The following is a 20220-nucleotide window of genomic DNA, read 5'->3' as shown; positions in this document are numbered from 1 at the left end:
GGCGAGCAGGTTCGGCAGCTGTTCAGCCTCAACCAGCAACTGTCGCGCGACGCCAACAACCTCACGTCGGCGCTGCGCGGCCAGAACAAGAGCCAGGGCAACTGGGGCGAGATGATCCTCGAGCGGGTGCTCGAGGCGGCCGGCCTCGTCAAGGGCGTGCACTTCGTGCCGCAGGAGAGCCATTCGCGCGAGGACGGCAGCCGCATCCAGCCCGACGTGGTGCTGAACCTGCCGGGACAGCGCTTCATGGTGATCGACAGCAAGGTGTCGCTCAACGCCTACGAGCTGTTCTCGAGCGCCGAGGAGGATGGCGCCCGCGAGGCGGCGCTGCGCCGCCATCTCGACAGCATCCGCGGCCACATCAAGGACCTGTCGGCCAAGAACTACCAGGAGATCCACGGCATCGCCGCGCTGGATTTCGTCATCCTGTTTGTGCCGATCGAGCCGGCCTTCCTGGTCGCCATCACCCGCGACGCCGAGCTTTGGCATCAGGCCTGGGAGAAGAACATCCTGCTGGTCAGCCCGTCGTCGCTGCTGTTCGTGGTGCGCATCGTCGCCCAGCTCTGGCAGAAGGAGCAGCAGACCAAGAACGCCCAGGACATCGCCAAGCGCGGCGCCGAGCTCTACGACAAGTTCGTCGGCTTCGTCGAAGACCTGGAAAAGGTTGGCAAGGGCCTGAAAGACGCCCAGAACGCCTATGAACGCGCCTACGGCAAATTTGCCAGCGGGCGCGGCAACGTCATCCGTCAGGCGGAGATGCTGCGCAATCTCGGCCTCAAGACGACGAAGCGGCTTGACCCTGGCCTTCTGGAAGCCGCCGATGTCGACGAGGATACCGGCGCCCTGCCCGCTCCGGAAGATCAGTTGTCGTAATCGGGATCGGCTGAAAAGCGCGGCAGACCGTCGGCAAGGCATAGCCAACTGGGACGGTCGCCGTCCCAGCCATGGGCAGCCGGAGCCACTGCGGTCTTGTCGTCGAGCGTGCCGACGGTGACGCCGACCGACCTCCCCTTGGCATCGGTCATGAAAAGCTGGCTGCCGCAGGCGCCGCAGAAGGAGCGAACCATCTCCGGGGACGAGGCATGGGTTGCCGCTTCACCGGAGACGACGCGGAAGCGGTCCGGCCGCACCTGCATCCAGGCGACGGTGGCGCCGCCCGTCGACCGGCGGCAGGTGTCGCAATGGCAATAGTCGACGATGGCGCCGTAACTGTCCGCCTCGTAGCGAACCCGGCCGCACAGGCAGCCGCCCGAGAGCCACGCCATGATCAGTCCTCGCCGGCCGGCCGTTGCCGGTCGCGCTTGACGGCGCCGCGCTTGGTCTTGGCATCGACACGGCGCACCTTGCTCGCCCGCGTCGGCTTGGTGGCGACGCGCGGTTTGGGCGGGATCGCCGCCTCGGCGAGAATGGCCTTCAGGCGGTCGAGGGCGTCCTCGCGATTGCGCTCCTGCGACCGGAAGCGCTGGGCCTGGATGACGATCTCGCCGGCCTGCGTCAACCGCGACGGCCCGGCGATGCGCGAGGCGCGCACCTTGGTTTCCCAGGGAATGCCCGACGCGTTGTAGAGGTCGTAGCGCAGCGCTACCGCCGTCGCCACCTTGTTGACGTTCTGTCCGCCCGGGCCGGACGCCAGGACGTAGGAGAAGGAGAGGTCCTTCTCGTCGATATAGAGGCGGTCGGCAACGTAGATCATGACGGCAGGATAAAGATCGTCGCCGACCTCCGCAAACCCCTCGTTACACCTTCAGGAAGCGTCCGCTCGCCGCAACGCCGACCAGGAACACCGAGATGATCAGGAAGGCGGTCGGCAGCGAGGCGATGTGGGCGACGAAGCCGATGGCCGCCGGCCCCATCAGGATGCCGGCGTAGCCGAGCGTCGTCACCGCCGGCACGGCCACGCTTTCCGGCATCAGCGTCTGCTTGCCGATGGCGCTGTAGAGGACCGGCACGATGTTGGAACAGCCGGCGCCGATCATCGCAAAGCCGATCATCGCCGCCGTCACCGACGGCACCAGCGTCGCCACCAGCAGACCCGACGCGGCCAGAAGCCCGCCGACGAGGATGATGGTCGTCCGGCTGACCCGCCGCACGATGGCGTCGCCACTGAGGCGGCCGATGGTCATGGTGGTGGCGAAGGCCGCGTAGCCGAAGCCGGCATGCGCCGGATCGGCGCCGCGCGTGAAGGTGAGGAACACCGCGCTCCAATCGAGGATGGCGCCCTCGGTCAGGAAGACGATGAAGCAGAGGATGCCGATGAACAGCACCACGCCGCGCGGCAGCGCGAAAGCGGGGCCGGAAGTATCGCCGCCGAAGCCGAGGAAATGCGGCGCTGCCCAGATCAGCATGGCCGCCGTGAACACCGCCGCGACCAGCGACACGATGACCGGCGAGGCGCCAAAGCTGAGGAGACCGGCGCAACCGGCGGCGCCGGCGATGCCGCCGACGCTGAACAGCCCATGGAAGCCGCTCATCAGCGCCTTGCCGGCCACCCGTTCGACGATCACCGCCTGAATGTTGATGACGCAGTCGACCGAGCCGACGCCGGCGCCCAGAATGAACAGCGCGACCGCGAGCAACGGCGCGCTCGACACGATGGCCAGCGCCGGCAGGGCGATGCAGACCATCAGCGAGGAGACGATCAGCACCCGGCGGCAGCCATATTTGCCAGCCAACGCGCCTGCGAGCGGCATGGCGATGATCGAACCGATGCCGAAGGCCAGCAGCAGAAGGCCGAGACCGCCGGCTTCGAGACCGGCGCGCGTCTTGGCGAACGGCACCAGCGCCGCCCACACGGCACCGCCGAAACCGGCGATGAAGAAGGCAACGCGCGTGGAAAACTGCTCGGCGCGCCCGATGCTCTCGGACGTCAGGATGGCGGTGGACATGTCGAACAACAGCTCCTCAAGAAAACTGCCGTCCTCCCCCGAGACGGTCCGACGCGAACCATGACGACACGGCTATTGATTCGATTCATAAGCAACTCGTCAAGAGGCTGCCGTCGCCGAACGCGTTTTGCGGCAGCGCTGTGGCTTTGCTGCGATCCGCGGACCGTTCGGCCGAATGTCGGTCAGCGGCCGGAACCGATGCCGCCCTGGGGCGTTCCAGGTCCGGGGTGTGACTTCGGGGCGCGAATTGCCGCGTCCCGGATCGACCGCATGGCCGCTTTGACGCATCGCCCGGAGATGGTGCCTTGTCCGTTTTCCGACGCTTCCCGCTCGTGACCTCCGGTCTTGCCCGCCTTCGTTCGGCGCCGATCGTCCTGTGTTCCGGCCTTCTGCTGGTCAGTTGCCGGTTCCCGGTGCTGGATCCGAGCGGACCGATCGCCGCCAAGGAAAAGCAGCTCATTCTGATCTCAACGGCGCTGATGCTGCTTGTCGTCCTGCCGGTGATCATCCTCACGCTGTTCTTCGTCTTCTGGTATCGGGCGTCCAACACCCGGGCGCACGCCATGCCCAACTGGGCGCATTCCAACGCCATCGAGGCCGTCGTCTGGATCGTGCCGGCGCTCATCGTCCTCGCGCTCGGCTGGCTCGCCTGGACCACCACCCACGCCCTCGACCCCTACCGGCCGCTCGAAGAGACCGACAAGCCGACGCTGGAGATCGACGTCGTCGCGCTCGATTGGAAGTGGCTGTTCATCTACCCCGAGCAGAACATCGCCAGCGTCAACGAGGTCGCCTTCCCCATCGACAGGCCCGTCCATTTCGAGATCACCTCCGACACGGTGATGAACTCGTTCTTCATCCCCGGCCTCGCCGGCCAGATGTACGCCATGGCCGGCATGCGCACCGAGCTCAGCCTGATCGCCAACAAGCCGGGCAGCTTCGGCGGCCTGTCGGCCAACTACAGCGGCGCCGGCTTCTCGGGCATGCGGTTCACCGCGCTGGCCACCTCCGATGCCGATTTCGAGGCCTGGACGCGCAAGGTCGCCGCCGCCGGCCGGCCGCTCGACGAGGCCGCCTATGCCGATCTCGCCAAGAAGCGGGAGAACAGCCCGGTGGTCTACTACGCGCCGGGCGACCCCGACCTGCTGATCAATCTCATCAAGAAATACCGCCATACGCCGCCGCCGGAACCGACGGGCGATACGCCGGCAGAGGCGAGCCAGACGCCGCCAGCCGCACACGCGGACCACTGAACTCGTCGGCCGCCGACCGGAGGCCATCGTGGAGAGCACGACGTGACCCCACTTCTTGGTAAGCTCACACTCGAAGAGATCCCCTATCACGAGCCCATCATCATGGGGGCGGTCGGCGTCGCCCTCCTCGGGGTTCTCGCCATCGCGGCGATGATGAGCCGCTATCGCCTGTGGGGCTGGCTCTGGTCGGAGTACATCACCTCCGTCGATCACAAGAAGATCGGCATCATGTACGTCCTGCTCGGCCTCGTCATGCTGCTGCGCGGCTTCACCGACGCTGTCATGATGCGCCTCCAGCAATCGATGAGCCTCGACCCCAATCCGGGCTATCTGCCGCCGGAGCACTTCGACCAGATCTTCACGGCGCACGGCGTCATCATGATCTTCTTCGTGGCCATGCCGCTGATCGTCGGGCTGATGAACATCGCCGTGCCCTTGCAGATCGGCGCCCGCGACGTCGCCTTTCCCTTCCTGAACTCGCTGAGCTTCTGGCTGACCTTTTCCGGCGCCATGCTGGTCAACGCCTCGCTGATTTTCGGCGAATTCGCCAAGACCGGCTGGGCCGCCTATCCGCCGCTCTCCCAGTTGTCCTTCAGCCCCGACGTCGGCGTCGACTACTACATCTGGAGCCTTCAGATCGGCGGCATCGGCACGCTGCTGACCGGCGTCAACTTCCTCGTCACCATCCTGCGCATGCGGGCGCCCGGCATGAAGATGATGCACATGCCGATCTTCGTCTGGACCGCCTTCTGCACCAACGTGCTCATCGTCGCCGCCTTCCCCATCCTCACCGTCACGCTGGCGCTCCTCGGCCTCGACCGCTACGTCGGCACGCATTTCTTCACCAACGACGGCGGCGGCGAGCAGATGATGTACGTCAATCTGTTCTGGGCCTGGGGCCATCCGGAAGTCTACATCCTGGTGCTGCCGGCTTTCGGCGTGTTCTCGGAAGTCGTCGCCACCTTCTCCGGCAAGCCGCTGTTCGGCTACAAGACGATGGTCTGGGCGACGATTGCCATCACCTTCTTCTCTTTCGTCGTCTGGCTCCATCACTTCTTCACCATGGGTGCCGGCGCCAACGTCAATGCCTTCTTCGGCATCGCCACCATGATCATCGCCGTGCCCACCGGCGTGAAGATGTTCAACTGGCTGTTCACGATGTTCAGGGGCCGGGTGCGCTTCTCGGTGCCCATGCTCTGGTCGATCGGCTTCATCATCACCTTCACCATCGGCGGCATGACCGGCGTGCTCCTGGCCATGCCGGGCGCCGATTTCGTGCTGCACAACTCCCTGTTCCTGGTGGCCCATTTCCACAACACCATCATCGGCGGCGTGGTGTTCGGCATCTTCGCCGCCATCAACTACTGGTTCCCCAAGGCGATGGGCTTCCGCCTGTCGGAGCCGCTGGGTCGCGCCTCGTTCTGGTGCTGGCTCATCGGCTTCTACGTCGCCTTCATGCCGCTCTACGTGCTCGGCTTCATGGGCATGACGCGGCGGCTCAATCACTATCCCGATCCCGACTGGCAGCCCTGGCTGATACTGGCCGCCGTCGGCGTGGCGATCATCGCCGTGGGCATCCTCTGCACCATCCTGCAGATCGTCTACAGCGTCTGGAAACGCGACCAGCTGCGCGACACCACGGGCGACCCCTGGGATGGCCGCACCCTCGAGTGGGCCACCGCGTCGCCGCCGCCGATGTACAACTTCGCCGAAATACCGCGCATCACCGAAATCGACGCCTTCGCCAACATGAAGGCCAACGGCACCGGCATGTTCGTGCCGGGAACGCCCTATTCCGACATCCACATGCCCAGGAACACCGCGGCCGGCTTCCTGATGGGCATCTTCAGCATCGCCCTCGGCTTCGGCCTCGTCTGGCATATCTGGTGGCTGGCCGGCCTCGGCGCCGTCGCCATGACCGTCGCTCTGCTCGTCCGCCTGTTCGATGAGGACATCGCCTTCGTCATCCCGGCCGATCAGGTGAAGGACATGGAGATGCGCCGCCTTGAGGGAGTTGGCCAGCCATGACCATTCTCGACCTTCCCGAAGCCCACTCGCTGCACGCCGAGCAGCACCCGCCGGCCCACGAGGACGACGCCGAACTCACCGAGAAGACCGTATTCGGCTTCTGGCTCTACCTGATGAGCGACGTGGTGCTGTTCGCCACGCTGTTCGCCGTCTATGCCGTGGTCGGCCGCAGCTACGCCGGCGGCCCGACCGGCCGGGAGCTGTTCGATCTGTGGTTCGTGCTGGCCGAGACGGCCGTGCTGCTCGCCAGCTCCGTCGCCTTTGGCTTCGTGACGCTGGCCGCCCAGGACAACCGCAAGACGGCGACGCTTGCCTGGATGGCGGTGACCTTCGCCATCGGCGCCCTGTTCATCGTCATGGAGCTCTACGAGTTCCACCATCTCATTGCGGAAGGGGCCGGCCCGAGCCGCAGCGCCTTCCTGTCGGCCTATTTCGCGCTGGTCGGCACCCACGGCCTGCACGTCTTCACCGGCCTTCTCTGGATGATCGTCATGGCCGTCCAGCTGGCCCGCGACGGGCTTTCCGCCACCGTCCATCGCCGCCTGGGCCTGCTCGGCCTGTTCTGGCATTTCCTCGACGTGATCTGGATCGTCGTCTTCACCGAAGTCTACCTGATCGGAGTGCTCTGACATGGCCGACCACAAGACCGAGCACCTTCCCGGCGCCGGCGCCTCGCTCCATCATTACGTTCGCGGCCTCGTCCTGTCGGTGCTGCTCACCGGCGCCGCCTTCGCCCTGGTGATGACGGGCGCCCTGCCGCGCAACGCCACCATCTTCGTCATCCTGGCGCTCGCCGCCGTGCAGATCTTCGTCCACATGGTCGACTTCCTGCACATCGACGGCTCGCTCGAACAGCGCTGGAACGTCTACGCCGCCCTCTTCGCCATCCTGGTGGTCGGCATCCTGGTCGGCGGAAGCATCTGGATCATGTTCAGCGCCCACGAACGGATGATGCCCGGCATGACCATGACCCCCGAGGCCTTCTGACGTGACGACGCTCAGCCGCAACCCCTATGTGCGCCTCGTCAAGCCCGGCATCGTCGGGGGCAACCTGGTCTCGACCGCTGGCGGCTTCCTGTTGGCGGCACGCGGCGCGGTGGAGGTCAGGCTGCTCGTCGCCACGCTTGTCGGCGTCGCGCTGGTGGTGGCCGGCGGCTGCGTCATCAACAACGTCATCGACCGCGACATCGACGCCCGGATGGTCCGCACGGCCAGCCGTCCCATGGTCACCGGCGCGGTCGGCGTGCCCACGGCCTCCGTCTATGGCGGCCTGTTGGCCGGCGGTGGGCTGCTGCTGCTGGCGCTCGTTTCCGGCCCGCTGGCGGCAACCGTCGCCGCCTTCGGCCTCGTCGTCTACGTCGGACCCTACAGCCTGTGGTTCAAGCGGCGCTCGCCGGTCAGCGTGCTGGTGGGCAGCCTTGCCGGCGCAACGCCGCCGGTGATCGGCTATTGTGCCGTGACCGGCCGCCTCGATGCCGCCGCCGTCATCCTGTTCGCGATGTTCGCGCTCTGGCAGATCCCGCATTCCGACGCCATCGCCGTTCTGCGCCGTCACGACTACGCCGCCGCCGGGGTGCCGACCTATCCGTTCCGCCACGGCATCGCCGCCACGCGGCAGCGCATCCTCGTCTCGATCGGCGCCTTCGCCGCCACCTCGGTGGCGCTGCCCTTCGCCGGCTTCACCGGCCTCGCCTATCTCTGCACGGCGGTGGCCTGCGGCGGCTACTGGCTGCACCTCGCCGCCACCGGCCCGACGCCCCTGAACGAGCGCAACTGGGCGAAGCGCATCTTCCTGGCGTCTCTGGGCTGCCTGCTGGCGCTCTGCGTGCTGATGGCCGTCGATTTCCGATGAGTCTTACTGCTGTTCCGTCAGCGCCAGCTTGACGCCCAGCAGCACGAAGGCTCCGGCGAACAGGCGGCGCATCATGGCCAGCACCGAGGGCCGCGACAGCACCTGATCGCGCACCGTGGCGGCGGCGACGCCGTAGACGACGAACACGGCGAAGGTCATCGCCATGAACACGCCGCCCAGCTCCACGAAGCGCAGCGTCGGCTGCGCGTCGCCATGGCCGACGAACTGCGGCAGGAAGGCGAGGAAGAACACCGTGAGCTTGGGATTGAGCAGATTGAGCAGGATCGCCCGCGTCGTGATGTCGAGCGCCGAGGCATCCCGGCCGTCCGGCGCCACGGCCAGCGCGCCGGTTTCCTTCAGCGTCATCCAAGCCATGTAGAGCAGATAGGCGACACCGGCCACCCTGAGAATCTCGAAGGCGACAACACTCGTCTGCATCATCGCGGAGAGGCCGAGCACGGCGGCGAGAAGATGCGGCAGGATGCCCAGCGTGCAGCCGAAGGCGGCAATCGTCGCCGCCCGGGCGCCCCGGCCGAGACCGGCACCGAGGGTGTAGATGACGCCGGTGCCCGGCGAGGCGACGACGATCAGCGAGGTGATGAGGAATTCGGGGGAGGTGAGAGCGGACATCGACGGGCTCCTGGGGTTTCGCCCCAAACTGCCGCCGCCCAACGACCGACGCCACCCGATTTCGGAATCGACCATGTCGAGCAAAACCGGATAGCCCACCGAGCCCTATATCGGCCGCTCGCTTTATTCTGCCTGAGGTACACCTTGAATTCGCGCGCGAATTCAAGGTGTACCTCAAGCCGGAAGGGGTGGAACGCCGATATAGAGCTCATCTCTTCCAACTCTCCCCCAAACGAAACCGGGCGACCTTTCGGTCACCAGGCTCGTTCAAATGCCTTGCCGGCTGGGAGTGAGCTTTCACGGCTCAGTCGATGGAAAGGTCATCCTTCAGCGCCGGACGCACGACCTTCCGCGTCAGCGCCATCGCGGTTGGCCAGGCGACCATGGTCAGCACGAAGGCGGTCGGCCAGGCGATGAGGAACGCCCTCGGCCAATGGTCCAGCCAGTCGACTGTCGGTCCCAGTTCGATCAGCGACATGAAGCCCGACATGGTCAGGGCCATCATGAAGGTCATGAACACTTGCGAAATCAATGCGGTTTTCTTGTCCATCATTCCCGTCTTCTGCTTGGAATCGATGGCGCCGCAGACATGCCAACAAACGACGGCGGCACCATCCATTTCCATGGGTGGCGCCGTGGGTTCACACCTTGTCGAGTGACTTCATCCCGCACAACGGGGGCTGGAATAACCACACCAGCCAGAATCTTTTCGGCCGGCGGACAATGAGATATTTCGCCGCGCCGATCAAGTTCGCAGCAGCCGCCAACGGCGCGCAATCCCAAAACGAAACCGGGCGACCTCCAGGCCGCCCGGTTCCTTCATTCAGCTATGGTCGCGGTTCACACCAGCGACTTGTATTCCGGCGCCCACACCTTGGCCTTGATGGCGGCCTTGATGGCAGCGTCGTCCATCTTCGGCGCAAGGCCCTCGGCCATCGCCTGCTTGGCGACGGCGACGGCGATGTACGAGGAGACCTCGCGCATGCGGTCCAGCGTCGGCAGCAGCTTGTCGCCCGGCTTGGTCTTGGCCGGCGACAGCTCGGCAAGCGAGCGGGCAGCGGCCAGGAACATGGCGTCCGTCACGCGCTTGGCGCCAACGGCCAGCGTGCCGAGGCCGACGCCCGGGAAGATGTAGGAGTTGTTGGTCTGGGCGAAGTGGTAGGTCTTGCCCTCATACTCGAAGGGCAGGAACGGCGAGCCCGTGCCGATGATGGCGCGGCCTTCGGTCCACTTGATGATGTCCGACGGCTGAGCCTCGACGCAGGACGTCGGGTTCGACAGCGGGAAGACGATCGGACGCTCGGTGTGCTTGGCGATCTCGCGGATGATTTCTTCCGTGAAGACGCCCGGCTGGCCGGACACGCCGACGAGCACGGTCGGCTTGGCGTTCTTGATCACTTCATAGAGCGACGCCTTGCCGGCCTCGGCAACGTCCCAGCCGTCGATGATCTTGCTGTCCTGACGGAAGCCGAGCTGGAAGGTGTCGAGGTTCGGCGTCTTCTCGGTGACCAGGCCGTAGCGGCCGACGATGAAGAAGCGCTTGCGGGCTTCCTCGTCGGAGAGGCCTTCCGAAACCATGGCCATGCGGATCAGGTCGGCGATGCCGATACCGGCCGAACCACCGCCGAGGATGGCAACGCGCTGCTCGGAGAGCGGCTTGCCGGTGATCTGGATGCCGGCCAGAAGCGTGCCGGTGGCAACCGAAGCGGTGCCCTGGATGTCGTCGTTGAACGTGCAGAGCGCGTCACGATACTTGTCCAGCAGACGGTTGGCGTTGTTCTTGTGGAAGTCTTCCCACTGCAGCAGAACGTTCGGCCAGCGCTTCTTCACGGCTTCGACGAACTGGTCGATGAAGCTGTCGTACTCTTCGTCCCGGACGCGCTCGTGCTTCCAGCCGAAGTAGAGCGGATCGGCGATGCGCTCGGCGTTGTTGGTGCCGGTGTCGAGGGTGATCGGCAGGACGGTGTCGGGGGCGATGCCGCCGCAACCGGTGTAGATGGCCAGCTTGCCGACCGGAATGCCCATGCCGCCGACGCCCTGGTCGCCCAGGCCGAGGATGCGCTCGCCGTCGGTGACGACGATGCACTCGACGTTGTCATAGCGCGGGTTGGCGAGGATCTCGTCCATCTTGGCGCGGTTCGGGTAGGAGATGAACAGGCCACGCGGACGACGGATGATGTGGTGATACTGCTGGCAGCCGGCGCCGACGGTCGGCGTGTAGATCATCGGCAGCAGTTCATCGAGGTTGCGGGTGATCACCGCGAAGTAGAGCGTCTCGTTGGCGTCCTGCAGATCGCGCAGGTAAACGTAGCGGTCGAGGTTGGTCGGCAGCGCGCGGATGGTCTCCAGGCTGCGGGCAACCTGGGTGTCGAGCGTCTCGACGGCGTCGCCGAAATAGCCGTTGAGCTTGAACGCGTCGCGTTCGGCCTGGGTGAAGGCCGTGCCCTTGTTCAGCAACGGATCTTCGATGAGGGCCTGGCTCGTGGGGATCGCCTTGACGGGGGCGTCCTTGAGGGTCACGTCAGTCATATGATGCTCCATCCTTCTCTATCGAACCGGGCCCGCCATATGGCGGAACACCCCGAGGTCGGCGCGGTCGCCTCCCCCCGCTTTTCGGGCCACTTACTGCCCCTTTTACGTCAGGAAATCTTCCGTAGAAACACGACGTCGTCTTAGCCCGCAGGAGCTTAAACGCGTAAATTGAGGGGTGAACGACTACTATATCGATGTAGTTGGCAATCATTGTCACGAATGCGACATCGTTCGGGTCGGGTTTCTCCAGCGGGCGGGCCGTCTTTCTTCAGGAAAACACCGGATATCCAGGTCTTTTCACGACTTGGCAAGGTGATTGCAGATGACGACGGCAACTCGACACGCAACGGGAGTTCGATCTTGCCGACCGCCGGCCACCCCCAGAACGACAGATACGTCACCTTCGAGGGCATCGATTTCGAGGGCAACATGGAGGCGGTGCTCATCCATCTCCGCCGCTACATCGACGACCCCGCCTTCGCCAACCCTTTCTGGGACCGTTTCCGCCAGCGCCTCGCCACAGCCGTCGAGGCGGAGCGCCCGGTGGCCGACCGCCTCCTGCTGATGCACGCCCACGTCTACTATATGGCCGAACTGTTCGAGGACAACGACGACGCGGACGCCATCGCCGCGCTTCGCCGGCTCGAAGAACAGTGTTTTTGAGAACAGGTCGCAATTCAACCTGTCGTCACGCGAAAGAGACCCCAACAAATATACTCACGAATCCTTCTCTTTGCGTGTCATATAAAATTCACATTATTACTTCCACATATTCATGCCTCATTAAGTGACCGCCGGCTTATTCATCGCAGAACCCGCAAGAACCGAGGTCTATACGATGCGAGCATGGCAAAGCATCACTGCGCAACTCTCTCTTTTCGCGCTCCTTCTGGTCATACTCGCCGGAGCGGCGGGAGGCGCCGGCTTCTTCGGCCTGATGCGCACCGGCGGCGCCATCGACACGGTGACCGGGGTGTCGACCGCGCTCACCAACGTCAACACCGCCACGGCCGCCATCCAGTCGCTCTATGCCACCGGCCGAAGCGTGGATGCCGAAGAGGCGCTCGCCGGCATCGCCGCCGTCGACGAGGGAGTTGCCGCCACGCCCGCCCTGAGCGGCGTCACGTCCGGGCTCGCCGACGCGGTGAACGGCCTTTCCGGCGGCTGGCGCGACATCGACATGGCGAGCCGCGACATCGACCGCGCCTTCGCGGCCCTCTCCGCGGCCGCCGCCGAACTCGAGGCGCGCGCCGTCGACGACCTCGCCAAGTCGGAAGCCGATCTTGAGACGGTCAGCGCGACGCTGGACGGCGCACGCGCCATCGTCTCCGGCCTGACCGACGCCGAACTGCGCCTCGTCCGGGGGCGGGCCGCCTTCGAGGCCTACCTGCGCACCGGCGAGTTCAGCCAGCTGACTGCCGGCCAGAACGCGCTGTCCATCGCCGCCCGCCTTGCCGAGGACACCCGCGTCCTGAACGAGGATGACGCCTTCGCCGACGACCTCGGCGCCATCTCCACCCTCTCCGCCGGCCTCTACCAGACCGTCGCCCGCAAGAGCGACAACAGCCAGTTCATCGACCTTGCCACCGAATGGTCGCGCCTGTCGCCGCGCCTCGCCACCGTCGACCAGCGCATCGACGCGGTGAACGCCAAGGCGCGCGAGAAGGTCGACAAGGCATTCAACCGGACGGCCGGCCTGTCGATACGACGCGATCGCGCCGCCGCCTTCGGATCGGCGGTCCGGAACTTCCGCACCGCCGCCTACGAGTTGCTGCTGGCCACCGAGAGCTACCGGCTGCACCCCGACGTCGCCCACCGCAAGGCCATCGACGCCGCGCTCGATCGCACCGGCGGCACCATTACGGAGCTTGGCCCCGATGCCGCCAAGCAAGTGGCGGCTCCGTTCGCCGACTATCGCAAGGCGACAAGCGGCCTCAGCCGGGCCACCGAAGCGCTGGACGCCGCCCGTGCCGACGCGACGCGCCTGTCGGCCGCCGCTGCCGACGCCTTGCGCGAAACCGCCGACGCCGTCGCCGACGACGCGCGGACCGACCGCGATCGCGTCAGCCTCGCCGTGCTCGCGGTCATCGCCGGCATCGTCGGCGTCGCCATCCTGGTCACCGCCCTCCTCAACCGCCGTATCGCCCGGCCACTGCGCGCCCTGACGCAGGTGATGCACGCGCTCGCCCATGGCAACCTCGACGTCACCGTTCCCGTCCGCAAGGGCGGCGACGAAATCGCCGCCATGGGCGAGGCGCTCCTGGTGTTCCAGGCCAGCGGCCGCGAACGCGAGGAACTGCGCCACGCCGCCGAGCAGGACCATGCCCAGCGCGAGGAGCGCCGGGCGGCGCTTGAAGGGGCCATCGCCGCCTTCGACGGCGCCGCCGCCGAGGTGATCGCCACCGTCGAGGGCCTCGCCGGTCAGCTCGGGCGCGGCACCGCCGACCTCTCGGACGCTGCCACCCATGCCTCCGAACTCGCCGCCCGCACGTCGCTCGCCGCCGGCAGCGCCGCCGAGAGCGTCCGCACCATGGCCTCGGCGGCCAGCGAACTCGCCCGGTCGCAAACCGTCGCCCGCGATCAGGCCGACGCCGCCGTCACCGTCGCCGGCACCGGCGCCGCGCATGCCCGCACGGCGAGCGGCGTCATCGCCGGCCTGTCGGACTCGACCGCCCGCGTCGGCGAGGTGGTGGACCTGATCGGCTCCATCGCCGCGCAGACCAACCTGCTGGCGCTCAACGCCACCATCGAGGCGGCGCGGGCCGGTGAGATGGGGCGCGGCTTCGCCGTGGTGGCCGGCGAGGTGAAGAGCCTTGCCAACCAGACCACGCGCGCCACCGACGACATTCGCGCATTGATCGACGGCATCGGCAGCGCCACCCGCTCGGCGGTGGACCTGATCCGCGCCATCGCCACCTCGATGGCCGACATCGACACCGCTGCCGGCGCCCTGTCGGAATCGGTGATGGGCCAGGGCGACGCGACGGCCGAGATCTCCGGCAGCGCCGCCATGGCCGCCGCCTCCACCGACGACATGGCCGTGGAGACGCAGGAACTGGCCGACGCCGCCGACCACACCCGGACGGTGGCCGGCGACGTCACCGCCACCGCCGGCACCATCCAGACGGAGATCGTCCGCATGCGCGGCCTGATCGAGTCCTTCTCAAGGGATGCCCGGGTGGCGTGAGGGTTGGAGAACAAGACGCCCCAAGACCTATATCGGCCTGTCGCCCCATCCTGCCTGAGGTCCCCGCCTTCGCGGGGATGACAGATTTATATAAATGAAACATATAGATAGCCTGTCATCCCCGCGAAGGCGGGGACCTCAGGCCGAAGAGAGCTCAACGCCGATATCGGGTGCCGATAAGCCCCTACCGAACCCTAGGCTTTCGCGCCGGCCCGCCGCTCGCTGGCTTGCCGAACGTTCCCTTGGTCAGGAACTTCTGCGCTCCATTCTTGGCGCCCGTGCGCCGCCCCTCGCCGCCGAGGCCCGTGCCGGCCGGCTGGAAGTTGGGGATTAGGTGGTGCTTGCCGTTGCCGATCAGGTCGGCGCGCCCCATCGCCTTCAGCGCGTCGCGCAGGAGCGGCCAGTTCTCCGGGTCGTGGTAGCGCAGGAAGGCCTTGTGCAGACGGCGCTGCCTGAGGCCCTTCACCGTCTCCACCCGCTCCGAACCGCCGCGCCTCACCGCCTTCAGCGGGTTGACGCCCGAGTGGTACATGGCCGTGGACAGCGCCATCGGCGACGGCAGGAAGGTCTGCACCTGGTCGGCACGGTAGCCGTTCTTCTTCAGCCACAGGGCGAGGTTCATCATGTCCTCGTCCGATGTGCCGGGATGGGCGGCGATGAAATAGGGGATCAGGAAGTATTTCTTGCCCGCCTCTGCCGCTGCCGCGTCGAACAGCTGCTTGAAGCGGTCGTAGGCGCCGATGCCCGGCTTCATCATCTTGGAGAGCGGGCCCTCCTCGGTGTGCTCGGGCGCGATCTTCAGGTAGCCGCCGACGTGGTGGCGCACCAGCTCCTTGATGTAGGTCGGGCTCTTGACGGCGAGGTCGTAGCGCACGCCGGAGGCGACCATCACCTTCTTGACGCCCGGCACCGCCCTGACCTTGCGATAGAGCTGGATCAGCGCCTCGTGGCTGGTGTTGAGGTTGGGACAGATGTCGGGATAGACGCAGGACGGCTTGCGACAGGCGCTCTCGATCTTCGGATCCTTGCAGCCGATCCGGTACATGTTGGCGGTGGGACCGCCGATGTCGGAGATGATGCCGGTGAAGCCCTCGGTCTTGTCGCGGATATGCTCGATCTCCTGGAGGATCGACCCTTCCGACCGGCTCTGGATCACCCTGCCCTCGTGCTCGGTGATCGAGCAGAAGGAGCAGCCGCCGAAGCAGCCGCGCATGATGGTGACGGAAAAGCGGATCATCTCCCAGGCGGGAATCTTGGCGTCGCCATAGGACGGGTGCGGCCCGCGGGCGTAGGGCAGCTCGTAGACGCCGTCCATCTCCTCGGTGGTGAGCGGGATCGGTGGCGGCGTCACCCACAGCTCGCGGTCGCCATGCCGCTGCACGAGCGGCCGGGCGTTGCCGGGGTTGCTCTCGCGGTGGAGCACGCGGGAGGCGCGGGCATAGGTCTCGGCATCGGCCTCGACCTGCTCGAAGGCGGGAAGGCGCAGCACCGTGCCCGGCCCAAGCTGGCGGGCGCCCTCGTCGGCGCTGTCGATGTCGTCGGCACGCGCCTCCGTCCATCCCTCGGGCACGGCCGATTTCATCAGCGCCACGCCGCGCATGTCGTCGAAGGTCTGCGGATCGCCACCCTTGGCGATGCGGTGGGCCACCTCGACGATGGCCCGTTCGGCGTTGCCGTAGAGCAGGATGTCGGCCTTGGAGTCGACCAGGATCGACCGGCGCACCTTGTCCGACCAGTAATCATAATGGGCGATGCGGCGGAGCGAGGCCTCGATGCCGCCGAGCACGATCGGCACGTCCTTGTAGGCTTCGCGGCAGCGTTGCGAGTAGACGATGACGGCGCGGTCCGGCCGCTTGTCGCCGACGCCGCCCGGCGTATAGCTGTCGTTGTGGCGGATGCGGCGGTCGGACGTGTAGCGGTTGACCATCGAATCCATGTTGCCGGAGGTCACGCCCCAGAACAGGTTGGGCCTGCCGAGCGCCTTGAAGGCATCGGCATTGCGCCAGTCTGGCTGGGAAATGATGCCGACACGGAAGCCCTGCGCCTCCAGCAGGCGGCCGATCACCGCCATGCCGAACGAGGGATGATCGACATAGGCGTCGCCCGTGACGACGATCACGTCGCAGCTGTCCCAGCCGAGCGCATCCATCTCGGCGCGGCTCTGCGGTAGGAACGGCGCCTTGCCGAAGCGGGCGGCCCAGTACTTCTTGTGGGAAAAGATCGGTTTTACGGCTTCCATCATGGGCTCAGGCGTTAGCAGATTTGCGGCGGCGAGGAAACGATTGAAGCAGGCGCGCCCGAAGAGGCAACGGGCAATCGGCCGAGCCGGGCGGAGGGCCGGAGATCCATCGTTTCATCGCCCAAGCCGGCTTACACGTATAATCCCTAATAGGAAAAACATCCAAAAAATAACAGACGCCCGGGCGATTCCCTTTTGTCTCGGACGGCATCTTTTGCTAAGATTAAGTCATGATGAATTTATGGGCGCAGATTTTTCCTGGCCCAGTAAAATAAAAGACGCTCAGGAAACACCCTAGGCCGAACGAAACAGAAAAGAACGATACGGAAGTTCGATTTTCATTACGTAAAGCTAGACGCCCCGAGCGAGAAATCGTAATTGAAGCGATATTTTCTAGAAAAAGCCGGAACAATTTTGTTCCGGCTTTTATTTTATGTTCGAATTACCTTCTGCCGATGATCGACCCAGAATAGACGGGTTCGCGTCGCGACGGCCGCAAGTTCTATGGTCATCTCGGTGAACCAGGCATCGACATCGGCGAGCAACCGGTCGGACAGGCTGACCTGTCGCCAGGCCGGCGCCTCGGTGTTCAAAAGCCCCTGTGCCTCCGCACCGTGCAGCAGGTTCCAGATCTGGCTCTTCGATACGCAGAAGGCCGAGGCCGTTTCCATCACGTCGAAGGCAACCTGCGCGGAGCCTGTCTTCTGCCATTCCCGCAAAAGCTCCAGCAGCATCGAAAAGCCGCCGTCGCGCATGACGAAAAAGGCGATGGTGGGATGGCGCTCGAGAAAATCCGCTGCCTCGACGGGAGCCACCGCCCAATGGAAGCGGAAGGCCAGCACGAACTCCGGCGTCGCGCGCTCGTCCTCGGTGAGGTGGAACAATCCCAGGGGACCCAGCGGCGCAAGCTGCGCCATCAGCCAGCGGTGATCCTCGCGCACCATCTTCTCCGTCGGCTGGAGAAGGCGCTGGCGGCGGTCGCTGCCCGCCCTGGCTTCGAGGAAGCCGAGCTTGCGCAACAGCAGCGTCTGCGCCGCCACACGACCGGGGCTGACGCTGCGATAGTCGGCCGAAAGCTTCTGAAGGCAGGTGAGCGTCGGGGGCGGGGAAGCGGGATCAAAGAGGTGGCGAGCGTGAATGTGCAGGGCGCAGCCGAAAATGGCGTGGCGCGGCAAGGTGTTGACAGCTTTGTTAAGGAGGCCGGTGTGCCGATATAGGGCGCTAGCCTCTTCAATGTAGACAGCTCGTGCCTCGGATACACCCATCGCGCCCCCGACCACCGACCTGGCGATGATACTTTTGTACTATACCTGACCAGTCATCTTTCTCAAAGCGCCTACGTATCTTTGCGAAGTATGTCTATTGTGCAGCTGTCCAAACCCGCGCCAGTCCCAAGGGATTTCAGTTGCCCCTGAAGGCGCCATCTCGCATGAAGACAAGCACGGTTCGGGATGTAATTTGCGAATTTGGGCTGGCATAAGGCTGTAAACCGGCTGGCGAGCCGATAGTTCCTGGGCGAATGAGATCATGGTTAATGTAGCGATCGTCGGTGGCGGACCGGCCGGGCTGATGGCGGCGGAAGTTCTGGCGGGCGCCGGTTGCCGCGTCACCGTCTACGATGGCATGCCGAGCCTTGCGCGAAAATTGCTCCTGGCCGGCAAGAGCGGCCTCAACCTCACCCATTCCGAGCCCTGGGAGCGCTTCGTGGCGCGCTATCGACCGGCCGCGCCCGCCCTTCTCGCCGCGCTCGACGCCTTCCGGCCCGACGCGCTCGTCGCCTGGGCCAATGCGCTCGGCGCCGACTGCTTCGTCGGCTCGTCCGGCCGGGTGTTCCCCAAGGCGATGAAGGCTTCGCCGCTGCTGCGCGCCTGGCTGAGGCGGCTCGCCGCCGATGGCGTCGCAGTGAAGACGCGCCACCGCTGGACCGGCTTCTCCGACAAAGGGCTGACGTTCGAGACGCCGGACGGCGCGGTCGAGGTCGCCGCCGATGCCACGCTGTTCGCCCTCGGCGGCGCCTCCTGGCCGCGCCTCGGCTCCAACGCGGCCTGGGTGGCACCCTTCCGGGCAATCGGCGTCGATATCGCCGACTTCAGGCCGGCCAATGCCGGCTTCGACGTCGAGTGGGATGCGCCGTTCATCGAGCGCTTTGCCGGCGCCCCGGTCAAGTCCGTGACTGCGACGTCGGACGCCGGCACCACGCCGGGCGAGTTCGTCGTCTCCCGCCACGGCATCGAGGGCAGCCTCGTCTACGTCCACTCGGCTGCCCTGCGCGACCGGCTCGACCGCGACGGCAAGGCGGATATGGTCATCGATCTCGTGCCCGGCCGCAGCGCCGAGCGCCTCGCCCGCGACCTCGGCCGGCAGGACGCCAAGGCGTCGTTCAGCAATCGCCTGAGGAAGGGTGCCGGCCTCGACGGCGTCAAGGCGGGGCTGGCCTGGCTGTTTTCAACGGAAGAGGAGCGGCGCGATCCGGTGAGGCTGGCGGCGCGCCTCAAGGCATTGCCAATCCCGCTTGCCCGCATCCGGCCGATCGAGGAGGCGATCTCGTCGGCCGGCGGCGTCCGCTTTTCGGCCATCGACGACCGCTTCATGCTCAAGGCACGGCCGGGCGTCTTCGTTGCCGGCGAAATGCTGGACTGGGAGGCGCCGACCGGCGGCTACCTCCTCACCGGCTGCTTTGCCACCGGCCGCGCGGCGGCCAGCGGCATTGTCAATTGGCTGGACGCGGCTTAACCAGCAATACGGCGAGCGGCCGAGTCCAGCGTGTTCAGCATCAGGCAGGCGATGGTCATGGGGCCGACGCCCTTCGGCACCGGCGTGATGTGGCCGGCGACTTCAGCGGCCGACGCGAAGTCGACATCGCCCACCAGCTTGCCCTTGCCGTCCACCTCGATGCGGTTGATGCCGACGTCGATCACCACGGCGCCCGGCTTCACCCAATCGCCCTTCACCATCAGCGGACGGCCGACGGCGGCCACCAGCACGTCGGCGGTGCGGCAAAGCGCCGGCAGGTCGGCAGTCTTGGAGTGGGCGATGGTCACCGTGGCGTTCTTCTGCAGGAGCAACTGCGCCATCGGCTTGCCGACGATGTTGGAGCGACCGATCACCACGGCATGCTTGCCGGCGAGGTTGGGCAGTATGCGGTCGATCAGGATCTGCGAGCCGCGCGGCGTGCAGGGCACGAAGCCCGGCAGGCCGATGGAGAGACGGCCGGCATTGACGGGGTGGAAGCCGTCGACATCCTTGTCGGGGTCGATCAGGCCGAGCACCTTGTCGGCGTCGATCTGCTCGGGCAGCGGCAGCTGCACCAGGATGCCGTGCACCGCCGGATCGGCGTTGAGCCTCTCGACCAGCGCCAGGAGGTCGGCCTCCGAGGTGTCGGCCGGCAGGATGTGCTCGAAGCTCTTCAGGCCGCACTCGGCGGTGGCCTTCAGCTTGTTGCGCACGTAGACGCCGCTCGCCGGATCCTCGCCGACCAGCACCACCGCGAGACCGGGAACGACGCCATGCTTGGCTTTCATCTCGGCGGCGCGAACGGCGATGTCCTGACGGAGCTCGGCGGCGATGGCAAAGCCATCGATAATCTGTGCGACCATGGCGGTGTCCCCTCGTGG

18 protein-coding genes (1 of these 18 cut by a window edge) are annotated in these 20220 nt (G+C 66.0%); 9 read left to right on the top strand and 9 right to left on the bottom strand.

Going from position 1 to position 20220, the window contains the following annotated elements; all coding sequences use genetic code 11:
• Positions 1-873: the 3' portion of a DNA recombination protein RmuC gene (rmuC, locus tag QQZ18_RS22665; protein WP_284543285.1), read on the top strand. 795 nt of this gene lie to the left of the window's left edge; 873 of the gene's 1668 nt are visible here — the last part of the coding sequence; its start codon lies beyond the left edge, outside the window; the stop codon is at positions 871-873.
• Here rmuC and QQZ18_RS22660 read toward each other — a convergent pair.
• From QQZ18_RS22660 to QQZ18_RS22650, 3 genes are read right to left on the bottom strand one after another with little or no spacing between them, the layout of a single operon-like run.
• Positions 861-1265: a GFA family protein gene (locus QQZ18_RS22660; RefSeq protein ID WP_284543284.1), complete on the bottom strand. Its 405-nt coding sequence runs from the start codon at positions 1263-1265 to the stop codon at positions 861-863. The genes rmuC and QQZ18_RS22660 overlap by 13 nt on opposite strands.
• Positions 1266-1267: 2 nt before the next feature.
• The gene (gene arfB / locus QQZ18_RS22655) at positions 1268-1693 is read right to left on the bottom strand and encodes an alternative ribosome rescue aminoacyl-tRNA hydrolase ArfB (protein ID WP_284543282.1); all 426 of its coding nucleotides are present in this window, start codon (positions 1691-1693) and stop codon (positions 1268-1270) included.
• Between the two features lie 43 nt (positions 1694-1736).
• Positions 1737-2885: an MFS transporter gene (locus tag QQZ18_RS22650; RefSeq protein ID WP_284543280.1), complete on the bottom strand. Its 1149-nt coding sequence runs from the start codon at positions 2883-2885 to the stop codon at positions 1737-1739.
• A 305-nt stretch (positions 2886-3190) separates the two neighbouring features.
• On the opposite strand from QQZ18_RS22650, the gene cyoA reads away from it, so the two are divergent.
• From cyoA to cyoE, 5 genes are read left to right on the top strand one after another with little or no spacing between them, the layout of a single operon-like run.
• Positions 3191-4138 carry a ubiquinol oxidase subunit II gene (cyoA, locus tag QQZ18_RS22645; protein WP_284543278.1) on the top strand — a complete coding sequence of 316 codons (948 nt, stop codon included), beginning with the start codon at positions 3191-3193 and terminating at the stop codon, positions 4136-4138.
• A gap of 42 nt (positions 4139-4180) precedes the next feature.
• On the top strand, positions 4181-6166 hold the full coding sequence (gene cyoB, locus QQZ18_RS22640) for a cytochrome o ubiquinol oxidase subunit I (protein WP_284543276.1): 1986 nt from the start codon (positions 4181-4183) through the stop codon (positions 6164-6166).
• A complete protein-coding gene (cyoC, locus tag QQZ18_RS22635; RefSeq protein WP_284543274.1) occupies positions 6163-6795 on the top strand; it encodes a cytochrome o ubiquinol oxidase subunit III in 633 nt (210 codons plus the stop codon). Before cyoB ends, cyoC begins: the two co-directional genes overlap by 4 nt.
• A gap of 1 nt (position 6796) precedes the next feature.
• On the top strand, positions 6797-7153 hold the full coding sequence (gene cyoD, locus QQZ18_RS22630) for a cytochrome o ubiquinol oxidase subunit IV (RefSeq protein ID WP_284543272.1): 357 nt from the start codon (positions 6797-6799) through the stop codon (positions 7151-7153).
• Between the two features lies 1 nt (position 7154).
• A complete protein-coding gene (gene cyoE, locus QQZ18_RS22625) occupies positions 7155-8018 on the top strand; it encodes a heme o synthase (protein ID WP_284543270.1) in 864 nt (287 codons plus the stop codon).
• A 3-nt stretch (positions 8019-8021) separates the two neighbouring features.
• Here the strand turns inward: cyoE and QQZ18_RS22620 are convergent, their stop codons facing one another.
• The 3 genes from QQZ18_RS22620 to QQZ18_RS22610 all read right to left on the bottom strand — a co-directional run bounded on the left by QQZ18_RS22620 (position 8022) and on the right by QQZ18_RS22610 (position 11177).
• Complete coding sequence (locus QQZ18_RS22620; protein WP_284543269.1) at positions 8022-8648, bottom strand: LysE family translocator; 627 nt, start codon at positions 8646-8648, stop codon at positions 8022-8024.
• A 304-nt stretch (positions 8649-8952) separates the two neighbouring features.
• Positions 8953-9201 (bottom strand): DUF2798 domain-containing protein, encoded by a 249-nt coding sequence (locus QQZ18_RS22615; RefSeq protein WP_284543268.1) that lies wholly within the window; start codon positions 9199-9201, stop codon positions 8953-8955.
• A gap of 287 nt (positions 9202-9488) precedes the next feature.
• A complete protein-coding gene (locus tag QQZ18_RS22610) occupies positions 9489-11177 on the bottom strand; it encodes an NAD-dependent malic enzyme (protein ID WP_284543266.1) in 1689 nt (562 codons plus the stop codon).
• Positions 11178-11540: 363 nt separating this feature from the next.
• Here QQZ18_RS22610 and cowN point away from each other — a divergent pair, with 363 nt between their 5' ends.
• Both cowN and QQZ18_RS22600 read left to right on the top strand, forming a co-directional pair.
• A complete protein-coding gene (gene cowN / locus QQZ18_RS22605; RefSeq protein WP_284543264.1) occupies positions 11541-11843 on the top strand; it encodes a N(2)-fixation sustaining protein CowN in 303 nt (100 codons plus the stop codon).
• Positions 11844-12018: 175 nt separating this feature from the next.
• Positions 12019-14367, top strand: a complete 2349-nt coding sequence (locus tag QQZ18_RS22600) for a methyl-accepting chemotaxis protein (protein WP_284543262.1) — start codon at positions 12019-12021, stop codon at positions 14365-14367.
• 184 nt (positions 14368-14551) lie between these two features.
• Here the strand turns inward: QQZ18_RS22600 and QQZ18_RS22595 are convergent, their stop codons facing one another.
• Both QQZ18_RS22595 and QQZ18_RS22590 read right to left on the bottom strand, forming a co-directional pair.
• Positions 14552-16606: a YgiQ family radical SAM protein gene (locus QQZ18_RS22595; RefSeq protein ID WP_284543310.1), complete on the bottom strand. Its 2055-nt coding sequence runs from the start codon at positions 16604-16606 to the stop codon at positions 14552-14554.
• A 431-nt stretch (positions 16607-17037) separates the two neighbouring features.
• Positions 17038-17781: a hypothetical protein gene (locus tag QQZ18_RS22590; protein WP_284543260.1), complete on the bottom strand. Its 744-nt coding sequence runs from the start codon at positions 17779-17781 to the stop codon at positions 17038-17040.
• 352 nt (positions 17782-18133) lie between these two features.
• Here QQZ18_RS22590 and QQZ18_RS22585 point away from each other — a divergent pair, with 352 nt between their 5' ends.
• A complete protein-coding gene (locus QQZ18_RS22585; RefSeq protein WP_284543259.1) occupies positions 18134-19339 on the top strand; it encodes a TIGR03862 family flavoprotein in 1206 nt (401 codons plus the stop codon).
• Here the strand turns inward: QQZ18_RS22585 and folD are convergent.
• A complete protein-coding gene (gene folD / locus QQZ18_RS22580) occupies positions 19336-20202 on the bottom strand; it encodes a bifunctional methylenetetrahydrofolate dehydrogenase/methenyltetrahydrofolate cyclohydrolase FolD (RefSeq protein WP_284543257.1) in 867 nt (288 codons plus the stop codon). The two genes, QQZ18_RS22585 and folD, sit on opposite strands and share 4 nt — an antisense overlap.
• Positions 20203-20220: the final 18 nt, after the last annotated feature.

Source organism: Pleomorphomonas sp. T1.2MG-36, assembly GCF_950100655.1.
Lineage (GTDB): Bacteria > Pseudomonadota > Alphaproteobacteria > Rhizobiales > Pleomorphomonadaceae > Pleomorphomonas.
This window is presented reverse-complemented; position numbering and strand designations above follow the sequence as displayed.